This window comes from Listeria weihenstephanensis (assembly GCF_003534205.1).
GTDB lineage: Bacteria > Bacillota > Bacilli > Lactobacillales > Listeriaceae > Listeria_A > Listeria_A weihenstephanensis.
The window spans coordinates 1,742,877-1,764,393 of the sequence record NZ_CP011102.1 but is presented as its reverse complement, the minus strand read 5'-3'; the positions used below and the strand labels follow the sequence as shown (position 1 = coordinate 1,764,393).

At 41.6% G+C, this 21,517-nt stretch carries 20 protein-coding genes; 14 read left to right on the top strand and 6 right to left on the bottom strand.

From position 1 onward, the window contains the following. The first annotated feature begins 81 nt into the window (after positions 1–81). From UE46_RS08540 to UE46_RS08515, 6 genes are all read left to right on the top strand, one after another. Positions 82–954 carry a phosphate acyltransferase gene (locus UE46_RS08540; protein WP_036062358.1) on the top strand — a complete coding sequence of 291 codons (873 nt, stop codon included), beginning with the start codon at positions 82–84 and terminating at the stop codon, positions 952–954. A 126-nt stretch (positions 955–1,080) separates the two neighbouring features. Next, on the top strand, positions 1,081–2,154 hold the full coding sequence (buk, locus tag UE46_RS08535) for a butyrate kinase (protein WP_118907547.1): 1,074 nt from the start codon (positions 1,081–1,083) through the stop codon (positions 2,152–2,154). A 3-nt stretch (positions 2,155–2,157) separates the two neighbouring features. Further along, complete coding sequence (lpdA, locus tag UE46_RS08530) at positions 2,158–3,582, top strand: dihydrolipoyl dehydrogenase (RefSeq protein ID WP_036062356.1); 1,425 nt, start codon at positions 2,158–2,160, stop codon at positions 3,580–3,582. A gap of 22 nt (positions 3,583–3,604) precedes the next feature. Then, the gene (locus tag UE46_RS08525) at positions 3,605–4,597 is read left to right on the top strand and encodes a thiamine pyrophosphate-dependent dehydrogenase E1 component subunit alpha (RefSeq protein WP_036062355.1); all 993 of its coding nucleotides are present in this window, start codon (positions 3,605–3,607) and stop codon (positions 4,595–4,597) included. A gap of 49 nt (positions 4,598–4,646) precedes the next feature. Then, positions 4,647–5,630: an alpha-ketoacid dehydrogenase subunit beta gene (locus UE46_RS08520; RefSeq protein ID WP_036062353.1), complete on the top strand. Its 984-nt coding sequence runs from the start codon at positions 4,647–4,649 to the stop codon at positions 5,628–5,630. Positions 5,631–5,644: 14 nt separating this feature from the next. Further along, positions 5,645–6,910, top strand: coding sequence for a dihydrolipoamide acetyltransferase family protein (locus UE46_RS08515; protein WP_036062351.1), 1,266 nt, complete (start codon positions 5,645–5,647; stop codon positions 6,908–6,910). Positions 6,911–7,191: 281 nt separating this feature from the next. Here the strand turns inward: UE46_RS08515 and prli42 are convergent, their stop codons facing one another. Then, positions 7,192–7,287: a stressosome-associated protein Prli42 gene (gene prli42, locus UE46_RS08510; RefSeq protein WP_118907546.1), complete on the bottom strand. Its 96-nt coding sequence runs from the start codon at positions 7,285–7,287 to the stop codon at positions 7,192–7,194. A gap of 127 nt (positions 7,288–7,414) precedes the next feature. On the opposite strand from prli42, the gene UE46_RS08505 reads away from it, so the two are divergent. The 4 genes from UE46_RS08505 (at position 7,415) to UE46_RS08490 (ending at position 12,731) form a co-directional block, all read left to right on the top strand. Next, entirely contained in the window at positions 7,415–8,506 is a 1,092-nt protein-coding gene (locus tag UE46_RS08505; RefSeq protein WP_036062343.1) for a M20/M25/M40 family metallo-hydrolase, read from the top strand. 124 nt (positions 8,507–8,630) lie between these two features. Further along, entirely contained in the window at positions 8,631–10,049 is a 1,419-nt protein-coding gene (gene gndA, locus UE46_RS08500) for an NADP-dependent phosphogluconate dehydrogenase (protein WP_118907545.1), read from the top strand. 514 nt (positions 10,050–10,563) lie between these two features. Then, positions 10,564–11,247: a response regulator transcription factor gene (locus UE46_RS08495; RefSeq protein WP_036062342.1), complete on the top strand. Its 684-nt coding sequence runs from the start codon at positions 10,564–10,566 to the stop codon at positions 11,245–11,247. Then, complete coding sequence (locus tag UE46_RS08490; protein WP_036062341.1) at positions 11,244–12,731, top strand: HAMP domain-containing sensor histidine kinase; 1,488 nt, start codon at positions 11,244–11,246, stop codon at positions 12,729–12,731. Before UE46_RS08495 ends, UE46_RS08490 begins: the two co-directional genes overlap by 4 nt. A gap of 58 nt (positions 12,732–12,789) precedes the next feature. On the opposite strand, the gene UE46_RS08485 is transcribed toward UE46_RS08490, so the two are convergent. From UE46_RS08485 to UE46_RS08475, 3 genes are all read right to left on the bottom strand, one after another. Beyond that, complete coding sequence (locus UE46_RS08485; protein ID WP_118907544.1) at positions 12,790–13,617, bottom strand: membrane protein insertase YidC; 828 nt, start codon at positions 13,615–13,617, stop codon at positions 12,790–12,792. 44 nt (positions 13,618–13,661) lie between these two features. Beyond that, positions 13,662–13,940 carry a hypothetical protein gene (locus UE46_RS08480; RefSeq protein WP_118907543.1) on the bottom strand — a complete coding sequence of 93 codons (279 nt, stop codon included), beginning with the start codon at positions 13,938–13,940 and terminating at the stop codon, positions 13,662–13,664. 88 nt (positions 13,941–14,028) lie between these two features. Next, positions 14,029–14,310: an acylphosphatase gene (locus UE46_RS08475; protein WP_036062338.1), complete on the bottom strand. Its 282-nt coding sequence runs from the start codon at positions 14,308–14,310 to the stop codon at positions 14,029–14,031. A gap of 160 nt (positions 14,311–14,470) precedes the next feature. Between UE46_RS08475 and UE46_RS08470 the strand changes: the two genes are divergently transcribed. Both UE46_RS08470 and fni read left to right on the top strand, forming a co-directional pair. Further along, positions 14,471–14,833: a DUF1033 family protein gene (locus UE46_RS08470; RefSeq protein ID WP_036062428.1), complete on the top strand. Its 363-nt coding sequence runs from the start codon at positions 14,471–14,473 to the stop codon at positions 14,831–14,833. A 34-nt stretch (positions 14,834–14,867) separates the two neighbouring features. Continuing rightward, positions 14,868–15,926 (top strand): type 2 isopentenyl-diphosphate Delta-isomerase, encoded by a 1,059-nt coding sequence (fni, locus tag UE46_RS08465; protein WP_036062337.1) that lies wholly within the window; start codon positions 14,868–14,870, stop codon positions 15,924–15,926. A 36-nt stretch (positions 15,927–15,962) separates the two neighbouring features. Here fni and trhO read toward each other — a convergent pair whose 3' ends face one another. After that, a complete protein-coding gene (gene trhO, locus UE46_RS08460) occupies positions 15,963–16,904 on the bottom strand; it encodes an oxygen-dependent tRNA uridine(34) hydroxylase TrhO (protein ID WP_036062336.1) in 942 nt (313 codons plus the stop codon). Between the two features lie 229 nt (positions 16,905–17,133). Here trhO and UE46_RS08455 point away from each other — a divergent pair, with 229 nt between their 5' ends. Together UE46_RS08455 and UE46_RS08450 are read left to right on the top strand one after the other, a co-directional pair. After that, positions 17,134–18,030 carry a YitT family protein gene (locus UE46_RS08455; RefSeq protein WP_411814712.1) on the top strand — a complete coding sequence of 299 codons (897 nt, stop codon included), beginning with the start codon at positions 17,134–17,136 and terminating at the stop codon, positions 18,028–18,030. 164 nt (positions 18,031–18,194) lie between these two features. Further along, the gene (locus tag UE46_RS08450; RefSeq protein ID WP_118907541.1) at positions 18,195–20,465 is read left to right on the top strand and encodes a DNA translocase FtsK; all 2,271 of its coding nucleotides are present in this window, start codon (positions 18,195–18,197) and stop codon (positions 20,463–20,465) included. Between the two features lie 84 nt (positions 20,466–20,549). Here UE46_RS08450 and proG read toward each other — a convergent pair whose 3' ends face one another. Next, positions 20,550–21,383 carry a pyrroline-5-carboxylate reductase ProG gene (gene proG, locus UE46_RS08445; protein ID WP_036062335.1) on the bottom strand — a complete coding sequence of 278 codons (834 nt, stop codon included), beginning with the start codon at positions 21,381–21,383 and terminating at the stop codon, positions 20,550–20,552. Between the last annotated feature and the right edge of the window lie 134 nt (positions 21,384–21,517).

The window sequence follows — 21,517 nt, the reverse complement described above, 5'->3', positions numbered from 1 at the left end:
TTATTACCTGGTCATAAAAACAACTACTAAATTTGAGGTGTAGGTTTTTTTCTGCGAAAAATCAAATTTAGGAGGCTTTATATGACGATAAAATCAGTATTCGATCCAGTAGTTCCAAATGAAAAAGTAACAATAGCAATTGCTGGTGCGGATGATCCGATTATTTTAGAAGTTGTGGAACAAGCGTTGGAATTGGGAATTGCTGATTTCATGTTATTTGGGCGAGAGGAGCTCATTCCAATCACTTCTCCAAATGTGCAAGTCATCGCCACGATTTCAGATCAACAAGCGGTCGAACAAGCTGCGCGTGCTGTAGCTGAAAAAAAAGCCGATATTTTGATGAAAGGGAATCTCCCAACGGCACTTATTTTAAAAACAATTTTGAAAAAAGAGTTTCAGTTACGAGATAAGGAGTTATTATCACACGTTTCCGTTTTTGAACTACCTGCCTATGATAAACCACTTATCGTATCCGACGTGGCCATGAACATCGCGCCAACAGAGGAGGAGCAGATTCAAATCACACATAATGCGATTGAAGTTGCTCATAAATTAGGCATTAAGCGCCCGAAAGTGGCCATTCTTAGCGCTGTTGAAAAAGAAAATCCAAAAATGAAATCCTCTATTCAAGCCGCGCAAGTAGCTGCTTACTTCAAAGCCTTTCCTGAGGACGCCGCGGTAGAAGGTCCGCTTGCTTTTGATAACGCGATCTCTAAAGCAGCAGCCGTTCACAAGAATATTACGAATGAAGTAGCTGGGGATGCAGATATTTTGATTGTACCCTCTATTGAAGCGGGAAATATTCTATATAAATCACTCGTTTTCTTTGCAGGAGCTAGAGTTGGCGGGATTATAGCTGGTGTAAAAGTGCCAGTCATTATTGCTTCTAGAAGCGATTCGGTGGATAACAAACTTGCGTCATTAATACTAACAGTCGGAATGATCGGAAAATGATACAAAACTTTGAATAAAACGATTTCAAGTGTTGGGGTGCAAAGCTTTTTAAGTTTGTGATAGGCACGTGATACAATAGACGAGAGTTGAATATTCGACAAATTTGGTTCCTATGGGGGTATGTGCGTGACTTTTCAAGTGTTGGCAATTAATCCAGGATCGACATCAACAAAAATTGCTTTATTTCAGGGCGATACAGTCATTCTAAAAGAAGAAATTTCACATACGAGAGAAACGATGGCGACTTTTGCAACTATCTTGGATCAGTTCGATTTTCGTTATCAATTAGTGAAAGAGGCGCTGGCATCAACAGACTTGACAAATGTGGCTGGGATTGTTGGTCGTGGCGGTTTGCTAAGACCGATGGCTGGTGGAACATATGAAGTGAATGACGCGATGCAACAAGATTTAGAAATTGGTGTTTCTGGACAGCATGCATCGAACCTCGGTGGGTTACTTGCTCGTAAAATTGCGAAGGACCACGGTGTTGCGGCATATATTGTCGACCCAGTTGTGGTGGATGAGCTGGCGTCTGTGGCGAGATATTCTGGAAACGTGAATATTGAACGGCAAAGTATTTTTCACGCGCTGAATCACAAAGCAGTGGCAAGGAATGTGGCGGCGAAATTAGGTAGAACTTACGAAACGTCGAATTTCATCGTGGCACATCTCGGTGGCGGTATCTCGGTTGGCTCGCATCAACAAGGTCGAGTTATCGATGTCAATAACGCGCTTGATGGTGATGGCCCAATGAGCCCTGAACGATCTGGTTCACTTCCGATGGCTAGTTTTCTCGCGTGGGCTTTTGAAAAAGATACGTCTGAAGAAGCACTACATAAAGAGCTCGTTGGTCGCGGCGGTCTGGTTTCCTATAAAGGAACGAACGACTTACGGGATATCGAGCGACAAATAAAAGCCGGTGACAAAGAAGCGCTCGCGTTGTTCGAAGCTATGGCCTATCAAGTGGCAAAAGAAATCGGTGCCAATGCGGCCGTATTAAAAGGTGAAATCGACGCGATTATTTTGACAGGTGGCTTAGCTCGGAGTGAGAATTTTATAAAAGAAATTAGCCAATATATTCAGTGGATGGCCCCAATTGTAACAGAGCCTGGTGAGGACGAAATGGCTGCGCTGAACGAGGGTGCCCAACGAATTTTGCAAGGAATAGAAGAAGCGAAAGTTTACGAAGGAGAGGTATAAGAAATGGCGAAAGAATATGATGTAGTAGTACTCGGTGGTGGAACGGGCGGTTATGTCGCGGCAATACGTGCTTCTCAAAAAGGCTTAACGGTAGCGGTTGTTGAAAAAGATCGACTTGGCGGTACGTGTTTGCATCGTGGTTGTATTCCAAGTAAAGCATTGCTCCGCTCAGCAGAAGTGCTACAAACTGTGAAAAAAGCAGCTGAATTCGGCGTTGAAGCACCAGAACCGACATTCAGTTTTATAAAAGCACAAGAACGGAAACAGGGCATCGTGGATCAATTAGAGAGCGGTATCGTGCAACTGTTTAAAAAAGGTAAAATTGATTTATATGAAGGCAAGGGCATGATTCTTGGCCCATCGATCTTCTCACCAACAGCGGGAACTATTTCCGTCGAGTTTGCAGATGGACGAGAAAATGAAATGCTGATTCCTAAAAACCTTATTATCGCAACTGGTTCCAAGCCTCGTGCTCTAAAAGGTCTTGCGTTTGACGAAGAGTTCGTATTATCATCGGACGGTGCACTACAATTAGACACATTGCCAGAATCGATCATCATCGTTGGCGGTGGCGTGATTGGAATGGAATGGGCATCTATGTTACATGATTTCGGCGTCGAAGTTACAGTGGTTGAATATAGCGATCGCATTTTGCCAACCGAAGACAAAGAAATTTCAAAAGAACTGCACCGCCTCTACAAAAAGAAAAAAATCAATATTGTAACCAGCGCTGAGGTTCAAGCAGATACTTTTCAAAAAACTGCGGATGGCGTTGAAATAAAAGCGATCGTCAAAGGCACCGAGCAAACATTCACAGCTTCAAAAATGCTCGTTTCCGTTGGGCGTGCTGCAAATGTTGAGAATATCGGACTTGAAAATACGGATATCATCGTCGACAAAGGCGTGATTCAAGTAGCGCCCAATTTCCGAACAAAAGAGAGTCATATTTATGCGGTTGGCGATTGTATCGGTGGCTTGCAATTAGCGCACGTCGCGATGGAAGAAGGCATCATTGCCGCAGAAGACATCAGTGGCAATCCTCAACCAGCCATTAATTATAATCACGTACCACGCTGTACGTATACATCACCAGAGATTGCTAGTGTCGGTATTACCGAGGAACAAGCGAAAGAACAGGGCTATGAAGTCAAAACCGGTAAGTTCTTTTTCCGAGGAATTGGAAAGGCGCTTGTTTACGGGGAGTCAGACGGTTTCATCAAAGTGATTGCAGATAAGAAAACAAATGATCTACTAGGTGTCTTTATGATTGGACCACACGTGACAGATATGATTTCAGAAGCCGCGCTCGCACACGTGCTTGACGCGACACCATTTGAAATTGGCAGCACGATTCACCCGCATCCAACGCTCGCAGAAGCATTCGGTGAAGCCGCGCTTGCTGTTGACGGACTAGCTATTCATGGATAACAAATAAGGAGGAAATTTGGCAATGGGATTAAAAGAAACAGGTTTATCAGATGAAACCTTATTAGAAATGTATAAGAAATTACTCTTAACACGACGCATTGATGAGCGCTTATGGTTGCTCAATCGATCTGGGAAAATACCGTTTACAATATCAGGACAAGGACAGGAAATTGCTCAAATCGGTGCAGCATTTGCTTTTGATTTGGAGAAAGATTACTGTCTGCCTTATTACCGCGATCTTGCCGTTGTCCTTTCATTCGGTATGACTGCGCGCGACATCATGCTCAGTGCATTCGCAAAAGCGGAAGATCCAAACTCTGGCGGTCGCCAAATGCCTGCTCATTTCGGTCAAAAATCAAACCGAATCGTGACGCAAAGCTCGCCGGTAACAACACAATTTCCGCATGCAGCAGGAATTGGTCTCGCTGCGAAAATGAAAAAAGATCCAATCGTTGCCTATACTTCTACAGGCGAAGGTTCCTCCAATCAAGGCGATTTTCATGAAGGTATCAATTTTGCGAGTGTGCATAAATTGCCTGTTGTCTTCGTGATCCATAATAACCAGTATGCGATATCTGTTCCAGTTGAGAAGCAATATGCTGCTGCAAAACTTTCCGATCGCGCCCTAGGTTACGGCATTCCAGGCGTTCGCGTCGATGGAAATAACATGACCGAAGTTTACTTAGCATTTAAAGAAGCGACCGATCGTGCCCGTCGTGGGGAAGGCCCAACTTTGATTGAAACAATGACATACCGCTTCACGCCTCATTCCTCAGACGATGATGATAGAAGCTATCGGACACTAGAAGAAGTAAACAAAGCGAAAGAACGCGATCCACTTGCTGTTTACACGGAAGAATTAGAAGCGCTCGGTATTCTAGACGACGCCAAAAAAGAAGCGTTTGAAAAAGAAGTGATGACATTGGTGAACGATGCAACAGACTACGCGGAAGCGGCAAGTTATGCAGAACCAGAATCAGCCCTACTTCACGTCTACGAAGAACCGACCAATTAAGACTAAGGTTGGCAGTTCATGAAAAACCAACCATTTAGGAGGAATAATAATGCCTGTCATTTCATATATTGATGCGATTACGGCCGCGCTTCGTGAAGAAATGGAACGCGATGAAAATGTATTTATTTTAGGAGAAGATGTCGGGAAAAAAGGAGGCGTATTTAAAGCAACTGCTGGCCTCTACGACCAATTTGGCGAAGACCGCGTGCTCGATACGCCACTTGCTGAATCCGCTATTGCTGGTGTTGGTATCGGTGCTGCGATGTATGGCATGCGTCCTGTTGCTGAAATGCAATTTGCTGATTTTATCATGCCTGCGGTGAACCAAATTATTTCCGAAGCATCGCGCATTCGTTACCGCTCAAACAATGATTGGGATTGCCCGATTGTATTTAGAGCGCCATACGGTGGGGGTGTTCATGGTGCACTTTATCATTCCCAATCGATCGAGAAAGTTTTCTCAGGCCAACCGGGACTTAAAATTGTGATGCCATCGAGCCCATACGATGCTAAAGGACTTTTGAAAGCTGCGATTCGCGATAATGATCCAGTTCTTTTCTTGGAGCACAAGCGCGCGTACCGTCTTATTAAAGGCGAAGTTCCAGACACAGATTATACGGTTCCGATTGGTAAAGCAAATGTTGTCCGCGAAGGCGATGATTTAACGGTCATCACATATGGTTTAGCCGTGCATTTTGCGCAACAAGCCGCCGAAAAATTAGCGAGCGATGGCATTGAAGCTGAAATTCTGGATCTCCGCACGATTTATCCGTTAGACAAAGAAGCCATTATCGAAGCTGCGAAAAAGACCGGAAAAGTGCTACTCGTAACGGAAGATAATAAAGAAGGTAGCATCATTGGCGAAGTAGCCGCAACCATCGCGGAACATTGCCTCTTTGATCTGGATGCACCAATCAAGCGTTTAGCTGGTCCAGATACCCCAGCGATGCCTTTTGCACCAACTATGGAGAAATATTTTATGATCAATCCAGATAAAGTTGAAAAAGCGATGCGTGATTTAGCGGAATTTTAAAGGAGTGAAAAAGAATGGCACTTGAAAAAATTACAATGCCACAACTTGGTGAAAGCGTAACAGAGGGAACGATTAGCCAGTGGTTAGTTGCACCTGGTGACCACGTAAATAAATACGATGCCTTAGCAGAAGTATTGACGGATAAAGTAACAGCAGAAATCCCATCTTCTTTTACAGGTACAATCAAAGAATTAATCGCAGAAGAAGATGAAACATTAGATGTTGGAGCTGTGATTTGTATTTTAGAAACAGAAGGTGAAGCTGCGGAGTCGGAAGAAAAAGAAACAGCGACGACGCAACAAGCTACTCCTGAACAAACGCCAGCCTCTAAAAAAGCACCCGTGAAACAATCAGCGGGAGCAGGTCGTTTTTCACCGGCAGTCTTAACGCTTGCAGCAGAACATGGCATCGATTTAGCTAATGTGAGTGGCTCAGGTCGCGATGGCCGAATTACGCGAAAAGATGTGCTTGCTTATGTAGAAAATGGCGCGCCAGTTGCTAATGTCGCGAAACCAACAGAAGAACCTAAAGCTGTATCAACACCGTCACAGCCTAGCGCTCCGATGCCAACAAGTCAAGTTGGTGATCGTGAAGTTCCGATTGATGGAATCAGAAAAGCGATTGCAAAACACATGGTTGCAAGCAAACACGAAATTCCACATGCTTGGATGATGGTCGAAGCAGACGCAACGGGCCTTGTTCGCCATCGTGATGCGCTCAAAAACAAATTCAAAGCAGAAGAGGGCTATTCGCTAACGTATTTTGCATTTTTCGTGAAAGCTGTAGCACAAGCGCTGAAAGAGTTCCCAATTTTAAATAGTACATGGGCTGGCGATAAAATCATTGAACGCGCGGATATCAATATTTCCATTGCTGTTGCGACGGATAGCCACCTTTTCGTTCCTGTTATTAAAAATGCAGACGAGAAATCGATCAAAGGAATTGCTCGTGAGATCAGTCAACTAGCGGCTAAAGCGCGTGCTGGGAAATTAACACAAGACGATATGTCGGGTGGCACGTTCACGGTGAATAGTACAGGTTCATTTGGTTCTGTACAATCGATGGGAATCATCAATCATCCGCAAGCAGCGATTTTGCAAGTCGAGTCCATTGTGAAACGTCCTGTGGTTATTGACGATATGATTGCAATCCGTAATATGGTGAATCTATGTCTGTCAATTGATCACCGTATTTTAGACGGACTAGTTGCTGGACGATTCTTAAATAAAGTCAAACAAAATATAGAAACCATCACGAAAGAAAATACACCAATTTATTAATTTAAAAATGGATATACTAGGGAGTGGAAATTGGCGCTATATGTTTTAGCGCTTGCTACAGCGGGTATTTATATACTACATCTAGATCCATACCCCTAAACTCCCTAGATTTCTTGAGTGATACGTAATCCTACGCTATCACTCTTTTTTAGTTCGATCAAACGTTCAAAATGACGAGGTTGGACGGGCAAATAGGATCTTATCTAGCAATGCCTTTCATTGGGACGCAAAAAAACCACATAAATAAATATGCGGTTCGCCATTTTTAATTTTATTAGCAATTATAAGAACATCAAAACCCCTGTTAACACAGAAGAAGCAACGATTGCAACTAGCATTAAAATAACGATTACTTTAGCAACTTTTTTGTTAGTCATAGTATTGGATGACTCCTTCCAAATAAAATCTCGATATCTCTATCATACTTACTTTATGTGAGAATTTCAAGTGAAAATAGTAACAAAAATCGAATAAATTTAAAAACAATGATCGAGGTGAGTAAATATGACACATTCTAACGTACGTGACCTTTTTTTAGAATTGGTTGCAATCCCATCACAATCTGGACAAGAACAAGAGCTTATTTTGTATGTAGAACGCTATTTCAAAGAACTCGCCATTGATGTCAAAGTTAGTAGACAGCAAGCGGGTATTGTCGCATGTATTCCGGCAACAGATGATTCCGTTACACAATTGCCTGTGATTGCTTTTTCAGCGCATCTGGATACAGTAACTTCAACCGAGATCCCAGAAGTCATCGTTGCAAACGGGTATATCGATACAGCAAATGAAGCTCCTCTTGGCGCTGACGACAAAGCAGGTGTGGCGGCATTATTATCGGCAGCGTCTGAGCTTGTTACAAGCAAGGATCCCCACGGCCCATTGGAATTCATTTTTACTACAAAAGAAGAAGAAGGGCTGACAGGTGCGAAATTATTTGATCTCGATTTGGTGGACGCTTCCTTTGGTTACTGTTTAGATGCCCCAGGTGCGGTCGGCGGTATTATTCGAACAAGTAAAACCCATTTGCAATTGGATTTTTGGATTGAGGTTGGCATGTCACATGAAAAATCAGCTATTCTCGTTGCACGGGAAGCGATGAAAAAAATCCGGAAAAATTTTGCGGCTACGTTAGGAATTTCATGGCAAGTTTACCATTTTGGTGGTGAAATTTTGGAAAACGGTAATGAGAAAGTGACGATTCTATCTGAATTTGCGGCCGATGTCCCACTTTCAGACTGCTTACCATACGTAGAACAAATTAAACAGATTTTTATTGAAACTGGTGTTACATATAAGGCGGATGTGCAAGATGTGACACATATGAATTACCACCATTTTGATATCCCTGAAACGAGCCAGGTCTGTAAGATTGTAGCAGAAGCGATGCAGTCTCTAAGCATTCCGAGAAAAACAATTCAGCAAGAAGGTGGCACGGATGCTAATGTCTTTAACGATCGTGGAATTCCATTTATCGTTCTTGCTACAGGTTTTGAAAATCCGCATACAACGAGGGAACGAATAGCTGTTCCAGAGCTAGAAAGGCTGACCGAACTCGTTTTAGAAATCATAAAGAGAGCGGCAAACAGACAATAATTTCGCTGAATTCGGGTTCGTTTCGTTGCCGTGGCGCCAAAGTTTTGATATAGTTGTTAGTGTTGAGTAAATGGTAGCATTCATTATAACGAATGACTCGAATGAGAAGGGACGAATGTAAAAAATGGCAAAACAAGAAATTGGCGTTATCGGAATGGGCGTAATGGGTCGCAACTTGGCCTTGAATATCGAAAGTCGTGGTTATAGTGTATCGATTTTTAACCGCTCTAGCGAAAAAACGAAAGCAGTCGCAGAAGCACATAGCGACAAAAAATTGTTTCCAACGTATAACTTAGAGGAGTTTGTTAACTCTATCGAAGTACCTCGTCGTATTCTTTTAATGGTACAAGCGGGAGCAGCGACAGATATGATGATCGATGCTGTCAAGCCGTTCTTAAGCCAAGGGGATATTTTGATTGATGGCGGAAACACGTTCTTTAAAGATACGATTCGTCGTAATAAGATGCTAAGTGAAGAAGGTTTTAACTTTATCGGAACTGGTGTTTCTGGCGGCGAAGAAGGCGCGCTTAAAGGTCCATCTATCATGCCTGGTGGGCAACGCAAAGCCTACGATTTAGTCGCTCCAATTTTGCAAGAGATTGCCGCTGTGGCGGATGGCGAAGCATGTGTCACTTATATCGGCCCAGATGGCGCTGGACACTATGTGAAAATGGTGCATAACGGAATTGAGTATGGCGACATGCAATTGATCGCAGAAGCCTACACAATTCTGAAGCAAATCGGCGGTTTAACAAATGATGAACTTGCTGAAGTTTTCACAGAATGGAACGAAGGCGAGCTCGATAGTTACCTCATCCAAATCACGAAAAATATCGTGAAAACAAAGGACCCTGAAACAGGTAAGCCAATTGTTGATGTTATCCTTGATAAAGCCGGTCAAAAAGGAACAGGTAAATGGACAAGTCAAAGCGCACTAGACTTAGGTGTGCCGCTTTCTCTAATTACCGAATCCGTGTTTGCACGTTACATTTCCGCTCTTAAAGAAGAACGCGTACATGCAAGTACTGTTTTAACTGGACCAAGTAACTACTCATTTAATGGCGACAAAAAAGCTTTCGTAGAATCCGTACGTCGCGCGCTATACTTCAGTAAAATTGCATCATACGCACAAGGATTCGCTCAAATGAAAGCAGCCTCTGACGAATATGATTGGGATCTGCAATACGGCGAAATCGCGAAGATCTTCCGTGCCGGTTGTATCATCCGCGCTCGTTTCCTACAAAAAATTACAGATGCCTACAATAACGACAAAAACCTAAACAACTTGTTACTCGATCCATACTTCAAAGATATCGCTCATAATTACCAAGATGCATTGCGTGAAGTCGTAGCAGAATCGGTAAAAGCAGGAATTCCAGTACCAACTTTCACAGCAGCAATCAGCTATTATGACAGCTACCGCGCAGCAGTATTACCAGCAAACCTAATCCAAGCCCAACGTGACTACTTCGGCGCCCACACATACGAACGCGTGGATAAAGCAGGAGTATTCCATACAGAGTGGCCGGAGATTGGGGAATAAATAGAAAAGCGGAAACAGCCCGTTAGCCTCGACAGAATTTGTTAGGGGGCGCAGTGAAAACCTTCTTTTGGTTTTTGCGGAGGCCACGAAAATTCCGAGAGGCTGGCTGTTGGAGCTAGATCCGAAGGTGCTGAACATGACTCAAGCATGAATCTCGATATTCTATAACCTCGAGATGCCTAAACTTCCTTAAAGAACAAGGCACAGCTTCCAAACTCGGCGTTTAATACCAGCCGTTGAAACCTGATTGGGGGATCAAACTCAGCGCCTTCCTAAGATCTAGCCCAAAAAGAATGATGATTTACCTCTAAACAAGAGATAAGTCATCATTCTTTTTCATTTCAACAATCACGACAAACTAATGGCAACCTCCTAAGAAATTCACCCCCAAAATGAGTATCCCATGAATATCTACGAATAAATTGCTTAAACAGACTGTTATTAGTTGTTTTTGCCGTGATTTTAGTTACAATGGTAATAGGAAGATATCTGGTTTTTGAAGGTGGGGAAGTTAATGAATAGAATATTAATTGTAGAAGATGAGAAAAATTTAGCTCGCTTTATAGAACTAGAGTTGCAACATGAAGGTTATGAAACTGGTGTTGCGAATGATGGCCGTGCTGGCTTAGAACTCGCGATTACCGAAGAATGGGATGCCATCCTCCTTGATTTAATGCTACCTCAGCTTAATGGTGTCGAAGTTTGTCGCCGAGTTCGTCAGGTAAAAGAAACACCAATCATTATGATTACCGCACGTGATTCTGTTATTGACCGCGTATCTGGTCTAGATCACGGTGCCGATGATTATATTGTCAAACCATTCGCAATTGAAGAGCTGCTTGCGCGTCTGCGTGCTTTATTACGCCGAATTGAAACAAGTGAAAACGAAACGAAACAAACAACGCTTGAATATCGTGATATCGTTGTGGAGAAAGAAAGTCGTATCGTGAAACGTGGGGAAGATATTATCGATCTGACGAAGCGCGAATATGAATTATTACTCACTTTGATGGAGAATATCAATATTGTTTTAACACGTGAAGTCCTTTTAAATAAGGTATGGGGTTATGAAACCGAAGTGGAAACGAACGTGGTCGATGTGTATGTCCGGTATTTACGGAATAAGATCGATAATAAGGACGAGGACGAAAGTTACATCCAAACAGTTCGGGGCACGGGGTATGTGATGCGTACATGACTCAACCAAACACATTCTCTTTAAAAAGCCGATCACTTAAATTCAAATGGACATTTGGCGCCAGTGCCGCAATTTTTCTAACATTTTTCTTATTCTCATTTGCGATTTATCAAGGAATCGGTAGCATGCTCTTAGGTGAGAAGAACACGACTATCAAATCAGCCGCGACAGCAGCCTCACAAGCGCTTTATATTAATGGTTTGACAAGTAGCGCCTCGAATCTAACGAGCGAAAATATAGGCCCGGTAGTGCAGGGGAGCAAAGATTTAAGTCAACGTTTAGAAGATCAAGTTCTTGTTTTTTATGATGCAAAGGGGAAGAAGATTGAGCAATATTCCTCCAGTATTTTTAAAAATAGAGATTATGCTACGTATGATTATAGTAGCTATCTTGTGAAAGAGCCTGGGGATCCTATTTTCAAGCCAACTGTCAAAGGTCAACAAATGGTTATTGGACAGATGCCAATTGTGGATAGTGCTGATAATTCTACTATTATTGGCTATATTCAAGTCATTAATCCGATGACATCCTATAATAGCATGATGGGCAAACTGCTTGCGACGATGTTCTTGCTGGGTGCAGTAGCCTTATTTATTAGTGGTATGCTTGGTTATCTACTCGCACAAAATTTCCTTAATCCACTGACTAGAATGGCGAAAACAATGAATGATATTCGGAACAATGGTTTCCAAAAACGTATCGAACCAACGAATATTACTAAAGATGAGATCGGTGAATTAACGATTGTCTTTAACGATATGATGGAACAAATTGAGCGTAGTTTTGAACAACAGAAGCAGTTTGTAGAGGATGCCTCGCACGAATTAAGAACGCCTGTACAAATTATGGAAGGGCATTTAAAGTTGCTGACTCGTTGGGGGAAAGATGATCCAGAAGTTCTCGATGAATCGCTCAATGCGTCGTTAACGGAATTGGAACGAATGAAGAAGCTTGTGCAAGAAATGCTTGATTTATCTCGCGCGGAGCAAATTTCGCAGACGAAAGAATTGCAACTCGTATGTGTAAATGATGTCGCGGAACAAGTAAGACGTAATTTTGAAGTAATGCACGAAGACTTTATATTTACGCTGAAAGAGGACGATAAAGATCTCCATGCGCTGATTCAACATAATCACTTAGAGCAAGTCTTAATTATCATTGTCGATAATGCGGTGAAATACTCTGGTGATGGAAAGCAAGTGGATATGCACGTATTTAAAGAAGACGATAAAGTAAAAGTTGCGATTAAAGATTATGGTGTTGGTATATCCAAAGATGAGATTGACAAGATATTCAACCGTTTCTATCGTGTGGATAAAGCGCGGAGCCGTGAAGTTGGCGGGAATGGTCTGGGTCTTGCTATTGCAAAAGAACTAGTCAGTGGTTATCTTGGATCGATTCAAGCTGAAAGTGAAGATAATGTGGGCACGACAATAACAATTACACTTCCTTTAATCGAGAAAAAAGAAGAAAAAACATCTTAAACAAAAAAGTTTCCGATTCTCGCTGCTACGTTTAGCGTGAAAATCGGAAACTTTTTTATTATGAATTTTTATTCTGTTCTTGTTCTAATTTCTCAATATCTTTTTCTTCTTTTTCCATAATCTCTACTTCTGGGTGTTTTTTCATGTATAATTTTTTGGTTAGTAGTGTTTGGCCAGCAAGGAAGAGACCACCGACTGCCCAATATAGTGCTAAGGCTGATGGCGCCGAGAAAGAGACGAACAAGATCATTACTGGTGAAATTAACCCCATAATCTTCATCTGTTTTTTCTGCTCGGGTGTGTAACCGATAAGGGATACGAAATATTGTAGTAAATAAACTGCACCGGCAATAAATGCTAGGATCATGTCAGGACTTCCTAAACTAAACCATAAAAAGGTATGGTGTGCAATGTCGGAAGATCCACGAATCGCGTAGTAGAATGCCATCAAAATAGGCATTTGTATTAAAAGTGGTAAACAGCCCATTTGTAGCGGGTTAATATTATATTTGGAATAAACAGCAGCCATTTCTTGTTGAATTTTTTGCTGCTCTTCTTTTGAAGTTGCTCTTTTTAGTCGTGCTTGGATTTCATCAATTTCTGGTTTTGCGACAGCCATTTTAGATTGCATTCCCATTTGTGCTTTGGCAGTACGCAAGTTAAGTGGCATGATAAGCGCTCGAATGGCTAGTGTTGTGACGATAATTGCGATACCATAGTTACCGCCAAATATCGAAGCAATCCACTCAATCACAGTGGTGAATGGCTTAATAAGATAGATGTAGAAAAAACCATCTGTATTTTGAGAAGGGTCCATGCTACAACCCGCTAGTGCAAAAAATAAAGTTCCAATCATGATTAGCAATAAAATATTTTTCTTTTTCAATGTCTTTTTTCCTCCTAGAACTTAAGTTTCTAATATATGTGAGGTTAGGAAAAAGACGGTGACATCTCGTCGTCTGTGTTGGAACAACGTGTTATTGCCTGAACAAGCCATGTGATTATGAAGCTCGGCTGATCTGTTTCTGTTGGTTTCAAAGGAATAACAGGAAGTGGCGTGATGCATAGGTGTTTCGTATGCAGTACCATTGTTGGCTTCACCATAGCAAGAATCGGCCAGTATTTCAGCACAGCCATCGTCATGAAAAACGTGACATAAAGCGAGATATATTCAGGTCCGAGCGCCATCTGGATCATTGATTCAAACACACGCAACACTCCTTTCCGTTCATAATAAGTACAGCCTTAACTATAAGTGAATTGCGCCAGAAAAACAAGTCTAGGCCGTAAGAAAATTCTAGTACTCGATATCAAATGTTTTTTGTTCTTCAACAGGAGCGTCTTTATAGATATAAACCTCACCAATTTGCGCGGAAGGAGAAGGTCCTTTTTTCACTGCTTCGATGAATTTTTCTAAGTCAGATTCTTCCGCGATAGCTTGGATTTCAACGGAGCCATCCTCTAAATTTTTAACGGTACCGCTTACGTTCATTTTGTACGCTAAATGTTTTGTTGTGTAGCGAAATCCAACGCCTTGTACCATTCCAGTTACACGCATAATTACTGTTTTACGAGCCATACGTCATCACCTATCCTTTTTGATTATATTTTTAGTGTACCTTTTTTTCGACAATTTTTCAAAAAATAACGTATCAGAAGCAAGTTAGGATGAGTTTGGGAGGCCTTGTGCTATAATTGTTTTACAAAAAGAAGTGAATGAAAGTAAGGTGTTTTTGGAGATGGAAGAATTTCAAGTCATTGTTACGAAAGGCGAATACGAGCCCTGGTGGTTTTTTGAAGAATGGCAAAAGGATATTGAGTCGATTTTTACGTATACAGAGAAAGAAGAAGCGCTTGCGAAATATCAAACATTAGCCGAAAAATTAAGAGACATTTATCCGCATAGTGCTGTTAAAAAATCCGTATTACTAGCGACTTGGTCTGAAGATGAGACGCAGTATTGCGAAGAGTGTGAGGACGATATTCAAACGTTTCATGGTCTTATATTATTTCAAAATGGAGCGGTGTATGAACCGACAGCAGACGAACAAGCCATGTATTTTTCTTTTGCAGAGGAATTAGATATGTCAAAGGACGCCTGAAATTTAGGTGTTTTTTTAGATAGGAGGAAAATCAATGAGGGAAGAAGAGAGGTCACGTCGAAAAGACGAACATATTGCGCTAGCTTACAGACAATATCAAGAAAATGCGTCATCTTTTGAGGATATTCGATTTATACCGCAATCTTTGCCTGATTTTCACAAGGAAGATGTGGCATTACATACCTATTTTGCGGGTCAAAAATTCGAATTGCCGTTCTATATTAATGCGATGACGGGCGGAAGTGCGCGAACGCAAAAAGTGAATCAAGATTTGGCTATTATTGCACGTGAAGTTGGTGTCGCGATGGCAGTTGGATCCCAATCAGCCGCACTAAAGAATCCTGATTTGGAAGATACGTATAAGGTTGTTCGAGCCGAGCATCCAGATGGACTTATTTTCGCCAATATAAGTGCTGACAATACGGTTGACGATGCTCGAAAAGCGGTCGACATGCTTCGTGCCAATGCTTTACAAATACATATTAACGTAGCGCAGGAATTGGTGATGAAGGAGGGCGATCGTGATTTTTCGAATTGGTTGCGCGCGATTGAAAAAATTATCGCCTTGCAGGAATTTCCTGTTATTGTGAAGGAAGTTGGCTTTGGAATGAGTCGAGAGATGATGCAGCAATTGCAAAATATTGGTGTGGAGACGATTGATTTAGGCGGAAAAGGTGGTACTAACTTTGCGAGGATAGAGGGAGATAGAAGGCGCGATCAAGCTTACGATTTCTTGGGAGACTGGGGTTTAACAACAGCTGAATCCCTACTTGATTGCCAAAATAGTACAGCAGAAATTCTTGCTTCTGGTGGGATTAAGACGCCTCTAGATGTTGTGAAATGCCTGTCGCTTGGTGCGAAATCGGTCGGAATTGCAGGAGCTGTTTTATATGAACTGAAAAAAAGTGATGTGGAAACGACGATTCAGGTATTTCAAGGTTGGTCGAACCAGTTGAAGAGCTTGATGACGCTTTTAAATGCAAAAACAGTAGCTGAGTTAGTTCATAAACCACTGCTTATACAAGGGGAGTTACAAGAGTTCGCGAAATTGCGCCATATTAATATCGATCTTTTCGCTAATCGAGACAATTAAAAAGATGTCATCCAATTTCGGATGACATCTTTTTAATTATTTTACACTTGCTAGTCTAGCTTCTAACTCTTCTGGACTAAGTGCATGTTTTTTAACGTAGAGATTGGCAGGATGCGTCCGACATTCGTGGGAGCAACTGCGTAAATATTTTTCTTCATTTTCAACGGAAGCTAAAATTTGTTTGTTACAGTAAGGATTTGCACAGTTAATGTAACGTTCACAAGGCGTGCCGTCGAAGTAATCTTTGCCGACAATCGTGTGATCCACGCGATTAATCGGAACAGCGATACGCTCATCAAAAACGTACATCATACCATCCCAAAGATCACCTTTTACAGTTTCATCCTTACCATATGTTGCAATACCGCCGTGTAATTGAGAAACGTCTTCAAAACCAGCTGTTTTTAACCACCCAGAGAATTTCTCACATCGAATTCCACCAGTACAGTAAGTAACGACTTTCTTATCTTCAAACATATCACGATTTTCCTCTACCCATTCTGGTAGATCACGGAATGTTTCAATGTCAGGACGAATGGCCCCGCGGAAATGGCCAAGATCGAATTCATAATCGTTTCTAGCGTCCAAAACAACGGTATTTTCGTCTTGTAAAGCCTCGCGGAATTCTGCTGGTTCCATGTAATTTCCGGTGATTTCTAAAGGATTGACGTCATTTTCAAGGGAAAGCGAGACAATCTCTGGGCGTGGACGTACGTGCATTTTTTGGAACGCATGTTTATCCGCCTCATCAATTTTGAATACCATATCAGCAAAACGTGTATCTGCGTGCATTGCCTCGATATATTTCTCCGTTTCCTCTGTTGTTCCTGAAACAGTGCCATTAATGCCTTCCTCTGCCACTAAAATCCGCCCCTTAAGACCGATTTCCTTGCACATAGCGAGGTGTTCGGCTGCGAATTGTTCAGGATTATCAATCGTTGTGTATTTGTAATATAACAACACTTGATAGCTGCTCATGTTCTAACCACCCTTAATTTAATTTTATTGGAAAAATGAATTTCCTTGTTTGCGCATTGTCTATGATACTATATTTATGGCTGTTTAGGCAAGAGGAAGAGATATACTTCGCCTTAGAATAGTTCAAATTATGAAATAGTTATTTTCCACAGCGTTATAGTGTGATATAATTTACTATAGTATTAAACGAGCATAGGAGTGGGTAAAATTGCAAGGAGGAGAAACATCGATTGATGAAAAAGTAGTACAAGATGTCTTTGTAAAAAAACGTAACAAAACAAAGTGGTTTATCTATAAAATGTTAATGATCACGTTAGGCGCTGTATTAATGGGTGTTGGTTTAGAATTATTTTTAGTAAATAATCGGATCTTAGATGGCGGCATTGTTGGTGTTTCCATCATTATCTCACAATTAACACCAGCGCCATTAGGTGTACTAACATTTGTTTTAAATATTCCGTTCTTTATAATCGGATATCGTAAAATTGGTAAAAATTTCGCATTAGTCACGCTATACGGCATTGCAGTTATGTCGATTGTGACGCTGATATTGCATGATTTAGAACCAGTCACAGATGATCTACTGCTAGCTACCGTATTTGGCGGTGTGACACTTGGACTTGGTGTTGGAATTGTCATTCGAAATGGTGGTGCGCTTGATGGGACCGAGATTGTTTCCATCATTATCAATGGAAAAACACCATTTTCAACGGGACAAATTATTATGGCGATCAATATCGTGATTTTCTTAGTCGCTGGTCTCGTTTTTAACTGGGATCGTGCCATGTATTCTCTGATCACGTATTTTCTAGCGTACAAAGTGATCGACATTGTCATTAGCGGTTTAGACGAATCGAAAAGTGCTTTTATTATCAGCCATCACTACGAAAAAATTGGTGCCGAGATTATTGAACAGCTTGGAAAAGGCGTTACTTACATCGATGCAACAGGTGGTTATTCTGGCGACATAAAAAAAGTAGTTTTCGTTATTATCTCCCGTTTTGAAGAACCAAAACTCATTTCTATTTTAGATGACATTGATCCAGATGCCTTTCTCGCAGTTGGAAATAATATGTCGGAAGTTCGCGGTGGAAAACAGATGAATATGAAAACACCGCGCCTTTAAGAATGTAAACATTTTCAGATCTTGCTTTTTAAATGGGCAGATCGGGAAATGTTTTTTCTTGTAAAAAAGTAGAACGTATTTTCGTATTTTTAGCTGATATAGGAGGATTGTCTGCGTATTTTATGATATAATGAGGCAAGCGAAAAAAAGTTAGGGTGGGGAAATTGGCAAATCAAACAAAGAAAAAAACAGCTCGCTCGAAAAAAACGACGAGAAAGAAAAAACAAACAACAAAATCATATTCTTTTGAGATAAGCGGCGTCATTATGGCTGGGCTTAGTCTCATTGGTATTTTCAATCTAGGCTTTATCGGTCGACTAGTATATGCGTTAGGCGAGTTTGTAGCAGGGGATTTATCCATCGTACTACTTGCTGGATTGACTATTTTGGGTATTTATTTTATTTTTAAAGGCTCATTTCCGAGAATGTTTACAAAACGCTTGAATGGCGCCTATTTGATTTTTATTGGTTTACTGATCTTTTTTGAAATGTGGTATGTGACGCACGTTTTAGCAGATGGTTCTCCAGTATTTGGATCGATGTGGAAACTGCTCGTGGAAAATATCGCCCACCCAAGCCAAGTTGGTAGTGTAGGCGGCGGCGTTATTGGTTCGGGAATCGTTGCGATTACATATTTTCTAGTTGATCGTATTGGAACAAATATTATTGCGGCGATTCTGTTGCTTTATGGTCTATCACTTGTGACCGGGATTCCTTTGCGTACAGCCTTTGCGAAGATTGGTGCTTTTTCAAATGGCGTATTCCAAAAGGTACAAAGCTTATTTGAGCGGGATAAAAAACGGAAGCCAAAACCTAAAAAAGCTCCAAAAGCGAAGAAAGAAAAAGTGGCCGCGCCAAAGCCTGTGCTAGAAGTGGCCCAAGAACAGGAAGAAAAAGCGTTACCACCGATCATTTCCAATTTTCAACAAGCGAAAGAAGTGGCGAAACAAGAAAAAGTAGTAGAAGAAGACACAGCGCCGATCACGTTTCAACAAGAATCATTCGAAAATGAAATTTACCAATTACCGCCGATTGATTTGTTGACGCCTGCAAAACCGACAGATCAAAGTAAAGAGTATGATCAAATCAAGGCGAATGCTCAAAAACTAGAAGCGACATTTGAAAGTTTTGGCGTGAAGGCGAAAATTACGCAGGTTCACCTTGGCCCCGCTGTTACAAAATATGAAGTACAGCCATCCGTTGGGGTAAAAGTAAGCAAGATTGTAGGACTAAGTGATGATATCGCCTTAGCACTCGCCGCAAAAGACATCCGAATTGAAGCGCCTATTCCAGGTAAATCAGCTATTGGGATTGAAGTTGCCAATCAAACGGTAGCCATGGTCGCACTCCGAGAAGTATTAGAAAACAATCCGAATGAGCGCCCAGAAGAGAAGTTGCAAATTGCCTTGGGACGCGATATTTCTGGTGAAGCCATCGTTGCAAGCTTGGACAAAATGCCACATTTACTCGTCGCTGGAGCAACAGGTAGCGGAAAATCCGTATGTATTAACGGAATTATCACGAGTATTTTACTTCGCGCAAAACCGCATGAAGTGAAAATGATGATGATCGATCCAAAAATGGTGGAATTAAATGTTTATAATGGGATTCCTCATTTACTAGCACCCGTTGTGACTAACCCAAAAAAGGCGGCACAAGCTTTGCAAAAAGTTGTTTCTGAAATGGAACGCCGTTACGATCTGTTCTCTCATACAGGAACGCGAAATATGGCCGGCTATAACGCCAATGTTCGTCAACACAATGAAAAAAATGAAGCAAAACAAGCCGAATTACCGTTTATCGTCGTGATTGTTGATGAATTAGCCGACCTAATGATGGTGGCATCAAACGATGTTGAGGATGCTATCACACGCCTAGCTCAAATGGCTCGTGCTGCAGGAATCCATCTCATTATCGCAACGCAACGACCATCCGTCGACGTTATAACCGGTGTCATTAAAGCAAATATCCCGTCACGGATTGCTTTTGCCGTATCGAGTTCCATCGATTCCCGTACTATTTTAGATATGGGTGGCGCTGAAAAATTACTTGGTCGCGGGGACATGCTCTTTCTTCCAGTTGGATCAAGTAAGCCCGTTCGAATTCAAGGTGCATTTTTATCTGACCAAGAAGTAGAGGATATTGTTTCCTTCGTCGTAGCACAACAAAAAGCGCAGTACAACGAAGATATGATTCCAGACGATGTTCCAGATGTGCCGGTTGACGCAGAAGACGAACTTTACAATGAAGCTGTCGAACTTGTCCGAGAAATGCAAACCGCGTCTGTTTCGATGCTCCAACGCAAATTCCGTATAGGTTACAACCGTGCGGCTCGTATCATTGATGAAATGGAGCAACGAGGTGTTGTCGGTCCGCATGAAGGTAGTAAACCACGTCGCGTCAATATTAGCGATTCACCAGAGTATGAAGACTAGACCACATCAAAAAAGCATGGCGATACATGCAGTAACTCCAAAATGTGAGGAGGTTTCTGAAACATATCGCCATGCTTTTTTATTTTAAAATAATTCTTTTATTTGTTCATTAATTTCCGCATGATGATCCGCGTACTTGTCCGCCGTCCGCACGAGCAACTCATCAAAAAATGCAGGTAACTTATCTTGACTTAAGTCCACGCCTTCCGCTGTAATCCCGCCTTTTGTAGCCACGCGTTTAATCAACGAATCAAACGTGTAACCTTGTTCTGACAGCAATTTTGATGTGCCAGCTAGAGAGTTACTAATCATTTGGAAAACTTGCGCTTCTGTCAGGTCCGACTTACGGACAGCTGCTTGAACGAATTGCTCAAAAATGGCTGCAATGAAACCTGGCGACGAACTCGTAAGATCACTTGCCAAATCAATATTCTCTTCCGCAACTTCCATAACCGAACTAAACGTTCCTAGCGCCTCATCTAGCCACGCTTGATTCTCTTTTGAAACGGCAACATCATGATTCACCAGACTTGTACCAACACCAACCGATGTCGTTAAAGAAGGGATTAACTTGCTGTATTGCGCCGCCGTCGTCACGTGTTTTAAATCATCGACAGAAACCCCTGCTGCGATTGAAATGACATGCGAATCTTTTGTTAAAGCCGGTTTGTTTTCAAGCAAAACAGGTAAGACGGCAAGTGGCAAGACGCAAACAAACGTGTGCTGTGCTTGCTCAAAAACAGCCTGACTCGTTTTACTAATCGTGATGTTAGGGAATAAATCGTGAATTTCCTGCAATCGCTCATTTTCAGAACGCGTATAAATAATAATATCCTCTGGTGACACATTGGCATGCGCTAATAATTGTCTCGTCAAAAGATCCGCCATGCTACCATACCCAATAAATCCAACTTTCATCTAAATCATCTCGTTTCTACTCAAAATTATGCTACTGTTCTATTATGCAAATCTTTCTCCACACTTGCAAGTCATTCACCTTTAGAAAAAAAGGAATATTCCGAATATATTTTGAATACTTTTTTTAAGCTTCG